This is a genomic window from Thiocapsa sp. (assembly GCF_022340925.1).
GTDB lineage: Bacteria > Pseudomonadota > Gammaproteobacteria > Chromatiales > Chromatiaceae > Thiocapsa.
The window spans coordinates 1-4,983 of the sequence record NZ_JAJDNA010000126.1 but is presented as its reverse complement, the minus strand read 5'-3'; the positions used below and the strand labels follow the sequence as shown (position 1 = coordinate 4,983).

5 protein-coding genes are annotated in these 4,983 nt (G+C 63.7%); 3 read left to right on the top strand and 2 right to left on the bottom strand.

Annotation, left to right across the window (positions count from 1 at the left end; all coding sequences use genetic code 11):
* The 3 genes from LJE61_RS14760 to LJE61_RS14750 all read left to right on the top strand — a co-directional run.
* A partial coding sequence (locus LJE61_RS14760; protein WP_296918826.1) for a hypothetical protein occupies positions 1-182 on the top strand: 182 nt, incomplete at its 5' end.
* A gap of 774 nt (positions 183-956) precedes the next feature.
* On the top strand, positions 957-1,529 hold the full coding sequence (locus LJE61_RS14755; RefSeq protein WP_296918824.1) for a cytochrome b: 573 nt from the start codon (positions 957-959) through the stop codon (positions 1,527-1,529).
* A gap of 323 nt (positions 1,530-1,852) precedes the next feature.
* Positions 1,853-2,680 (top strand): glycosyltransferase, encoded by an 828-nt coding sequence (locus tag LJE61_RS14750; RefSeq protein WP_296918823.1) that lies wholly within the window; start codon positions 1,853-1,855, stop codon positions 2,678-2,680.
* A gap of 303 nt (positions 2,681-2,983) precedes the next feature.
* Here LJE61_RS14750 and LJE61_RS14745 read toward each other — a convergent pair whose 3' ends face one another.
* Together LJE61_RS14745 and LJE61_RS14740 are read right to left on the bottom strand one after the other, a co-directional pair.
* A complete protein-coding gene (locus LJE61_RS14745; protein ID WP_296918821.1) occupies positions 2,984-3,760 on the bottom strand; it encodes an FkbM family methyltransferase in 777 nt (258 codons plus the stop codon).
* Between the two features lie 190 nt (positions 3,761-3,950).
* The coding region (locus LJE61_RS14740; protein WP_296918820.1) for a trypsin-like serine peptidase at positions 3,951-4,983 on the bottom strand (1,033 nt) is incomplete at its 5' end.

Below are 4,983 nucleotides of genomic sequence, written 5' to 3'. Positions count from 1 at the left end.
TTGCGCTCGCGCTGCATCCGGGCCACGGGGGAGCGGCGTGTCCGGGCTGCGGGGCCGGGGCGGTCGCGTCAATCGCCATCATCGTCCTCGTCGTCATCACCGTCGAGGCCGCCCTCCTCGATCAGGGCGGTCATCTTGCGGTACAGACGCTCGATCAGCTCCTAGGAGCCTGTCTGTCTTGAGACTGATCTACTGCGCCGGCGGGACAGCGGTCCATATCCGACCGATTTCTCGTTACGTAGACCCACTATGCGCCTCGAAAACGGTCGAATCTGTCCTCGCTCTCCCACTCGGCTCGCGACGATCGCTCAAGTCAGACAGGCTCCTAGAGCTCGATCATCCAGACGCTCCTGGTGTTCTCCGCCTCGGCCGCGATCTCGGTGACCATCTCCATCACGGCCAGGCGTTCTTCGATGTCGAGCTTGCTCATGGGGACCTCTCATCAGGCATGGTAGGGCCGGCGGCGTGCCGGCCGGTTGGGGTGATCCGGGAAAGGCACCGGTGATCGGCGGGGGGCCGCAAAGGGCGCGATCGGAGCGGCACCCATCTGGGCTCGAGTCCGGGGCATGGGCCGGCACACGGGGTGGCGGAGGGGCAGCACACAGTAAACACGCGGAGTCTTACCGTAGCGTTAAGGCGAGGAGGTGGCGCCACGACGCTGGTGCAGGGGGGCCATGCGCGTCTTAGCAGGGAGTCCGGCTGGGTTGCGGCCCGGACGCCTCGATCGGGGTGCGCGGCGGACTTCTATGCTGACAGAGGGGGGGCGCCTCGGATTGCAAACGTCCCGAATTCTCCGGATACTCGCGCGGTTATTCGAGCAATGGCGCGGATGCAAGGGTCCCTGCCGGCGACCGGGCAAGGACCAAGGCCGAACGGCCGCGCCGCGCGATCACCACCCCGCCTCAGGGACGCGACGGAGGACTGACCAGGCCCCACAGCTCAAGAGGACCCGTCCCATGAGTGACACGCAGCCCATCCGACGCTACGGCATCGTCGCCCAGCTCTTTCACTGGGTGGTTGCCGCCCTGCTCTTCGCCATGCTCGGAACCAATCTCCTGCGCGAGATGGCCGAGAAGGAGTCCGCGGCGCGCACCGAGTGGATGAATCTCCATATGTCGCTCGGAATCCTGCTGTTCGGGATCGTGATCCTGCGTCTGATCTGGACCAAGCGGACGCCCCAGCCCGAGCCGCTTCCCGGTCGCTGGATCACCCGCGTGCTCGCCAAGGCAACCCATGTGCTGCTCAACCTCGCCACCCTGCTGGTGCCCATCGGCGGCTATCTGCGCATCGCCTCCAAGGATCTCCCGGCCGACTTCTTCGGTACGCCGATCCCGTCGATCGTGGGCGACCTGCCCTGGCTCCACAAGATCGCGTCGGTCGGACACGGTCCCTATATGGAGGTTTTCTTCTACGCCTTGATCGGCCTGCATGTCCTCGCGGCGATCTGGCATCAGTACATCCTCAAGGACGGCGCCATCGACCGCATCGTGCCTTGGGGCAAGCCCCCCGCGCTCGGCGGATCGGCTTAAGCGCTGAAGAATTCAGCGCTTCCCGTTCGGGGCTGGATGCCCCGCGATTTTCCGCCGCCCAAGCGGCCGCAAGAGAAGGAAAGCGGAAACCGCGTTTTCGCGTTCCGTGGTGGTGGTGCGCTTGGTCGCTCCCGGGTCTGGTGGGGTCTCCATGGTTGTGGGGGCTTGGCTTCTCGCCGAGGCGGAAGCGGATGCCGGCAGCGCGCCTCTGAAGCGCATACTGGCGGGAGGGCGCTGGCCGCTACGTTCTGCTAGGCGGCGAAACCATCCTGTTTTCATGGCCGGGACGGGGCCTAATCGGTGTTTCGGACGGGAGAACTGTCTTGCCCAGACTCAGAGCCTTGGCCATCCTGGCCGCATACAACGAGCAAAGATTCATCCGGGCGTGTCTTGAGAATCTGATTCGCCAAGGGTTCGATGTCTATCTGATCGATAACGAATCGACCGATCACACAGGGGATATCGCTCAGGACTATGTCGGTCGCGGGGTGATCGGGATCGAATCCTTGGCGCGCAACGGCGTCTACCGTTGGGAGACGATCCTCCGCCGCAAGGTCGAGATCGCCCAAGCATCCGACCATGACTGGTGCATGCACGTCGATGCCGACGAGATTCGCCTGCCACCCCCGCCCTTCCGAACGCTCCGCGAAGCCATCGGGCACATTGATTCGGCGGGCTACAACGCAGCCAACTTCATTGAGCTCTGCTTCGTGCCGACACGGGAAGAGCCGGCTCACGACCATCCGGGCTTTCAGGAGACCATGCGCTGGTATTACCCCTTTCGTCCGGCTCCACACCATCGTCTGACCCTTTGGAAACGCCAGGACGCTGCACCGGACCTGGCGACGTCCGGCGGCCATCGAATCATGTTCCCGCAGATGCGCATCTGTCCGACGGATTTCCCAATGCGTCATTACCTCTTTCTCAGCGTTGAGCACGCCAAAGCGAAATGGGTGGATCGGTCCTACGCGCCGGAAGAGCTAGAACGCGGTTGGCACCGCGCGCGAGCGGGGCTTCGTGCGTCGGATATCAGACTTCAGCGCTGTGAAGACCTGAGGCACTATCGCTCGGACCGCGAGTTGGACTGCTCGAACCCGCTGCAATCGCATCCCGTTTTCGCCCGTCCCGCGCCTCGCGGTCAGCGAACCTGACCACAGGCGATTCCTGATCCGAGGCCGATTTTTGATCGGCGGCACATGCTTGCCGGCATTGCGCCACGCAGTGGCGGGTAAAGGCAGGGACCAGGCCAGACAATGACAGCCATCGCGGCCCGAACCCTTCAGGGTGGGTCGGCTGCTGACGCCGCTGGAACCGCTGATCAATTCGGTGCTTCCGCCGGCACACGGAGGCACAGTGATTCCCAGTCGTCTCGCCGACTGAAGCCGAAGGGCGGCGAAGCCGCCCGTTGCTGTTGTGTACTGATTTATGGCCAGGATGGCCGGTCGATCAGCGTGCTAGGCGCCGCGGCGGCTCCGATTGACAAGCAGCGTCGTCATCGGGGCGACGACAGTCTGATCGAACCCGTCGGTAGCAGCCGCGACTGCTCGCGAGCAGCCGGGTCTCAGTCGGTCGTGGAGCTCGATGAAGATGGCGCCGACTTCATCGATCCAGCCAATCGAATGCTCGAACAGCTCTTTCTCTGCGCCCTCGATGTCGACCTTCAGCAGGTCGATACGCTCGAGACCGAACCGCGCCTTCAATGTCTCGATACAAATCGCGGCAACGGCCCGTGAGGGTCGAGGGCCCTTGGTTTCAGGACCGAGGGCGTGGACGGACGAGGCCCAGTGCCCCTCCGGCCGGGTGCGAAGCATGAGCTGGCTGTCCTCGAACCACAGCGCAGCGTGGATGGGACGAATTCGATCGTAGGATGCCACGTTCCTTTTCAGGAGCCGAAAGTTGGCTGGATCGGGCTCGACGGCGAAGATCTGGGCGCTTGGATATTTGTTCGCCAGATAGATCGTGGACAAGCCAGTGTAGGCGCCCGCATCGAGGATGACTCGTGGCTCGAAAGGGAGGGGGGCACCGTAGTCCTCCTGCAAAAAGACGCTGAACCACACCAGGGGATCGGTCGTGTTGAGGCGAAGAAGATGCTTCCGTCCGCGATACTCCAGAGAGACCCGACTGCGATCGCCCCATCGCTCGCGCCATAGCAGGCGACGCGCTCGGGCCGGACCGAACACGGCGATGATCTTCTCGAGCTGCCGTGGGGTTCGCTGGGTCGATCCGCGCATCTATACCGCCAGTCCCGGTCAGGATCGGCGCCGTGTATACGGCTCCAAGGGTCAAGGGCTGTCGAACGAAAAACGCCGCGACCGGTAGGTCGCGGCGATGGGCCTCCCAACTCTCAGGCTTGCAGCGCGGTTCTGCACGCTTCGATTGAAACGGCCCTCCGCTCGTTGAAGTCCCTTTGCAGGCCGATTGTCATTGATTGTCAAAGCAGATTTGAAAGACATCGGAGGCGTCTTGACCGTCCGAATCCGAGCTCAGAAACTGAGGGGAGCCCATCTCCTGCCAGAAGACGCCTGCGGTTGTGGTCGGGGGGGTCCCGCAGTTCGAGACGCAGCGCCTATGACTGTTCACCCCGTTAATAAAGGGGCCTTTCTGGGCACCCGCGGGATCGGTCCACCATGAATCGTCGGTGTCCGCGTACTCAGCGGAGGGATGTCTCCAGCTGAGAAACCAACCACCGCCGCTGGATCCGCCCGTCAGGTCGCTGCCGATGTATTTCGACGTTTGCCCGCCCGGAGTCATGTCGACCTCGTACCATTCGACGGAGGCGACCTGCTGGATCGTGCGGCCGTCGAACGGCGTGCCCTGCGGATAGCCGAATTGAACGACCGTCTGATCCGTGGGCCAGTTGTATGCGTAGCCGGCCCACCCCGTTCGATCTCCGATCGGACCGTTGAAGGTGTCGCCGGCCGAGTTGGTGATGAGACAGGCATAGTCGTAGTCGGTGTCGCTCGAGGCGAAGAACGCCAAGGGAATCGCCCCGTCGCGGACGCCCCAGCAGCCGGTCCCCGCCATCGGGCCGCTCTGATTGTAGCCTGGACAGAAGCGGATATTGGTGGCAAAGGCACCCTTGCCGTCGCTCACGCAATGCCCGGCCGTCGCGATGACGTTGCGCCCGATCACGCTGGCGGAGCAGACGAAGTTGGAGCTGCCAAGCGAAAAGAAGAGCTTCCCATGGATCGACCTCGGCCAGGTCTGGTATTTACCCTGCATGGTCCAGCGCTGAAAAGGGCCGTACGGGCCGTCTTTTGGATTCGTCGGCGCCGCGCCGTAGGTCAAAAACGAGAACCCGTCGTCATTGAGATTGAGGTTGAGCTCACCCCCCCCACCCGGCAACGGCGGGACGTCGTCGTGCACGGGCGGACTGCCCGGCACGAGGATCGGCGGCCCAATCGGCCGCTCGGCCTCCTGCGTCGCCTCGCTCGCCTGCTCACCGGTGGCCTCT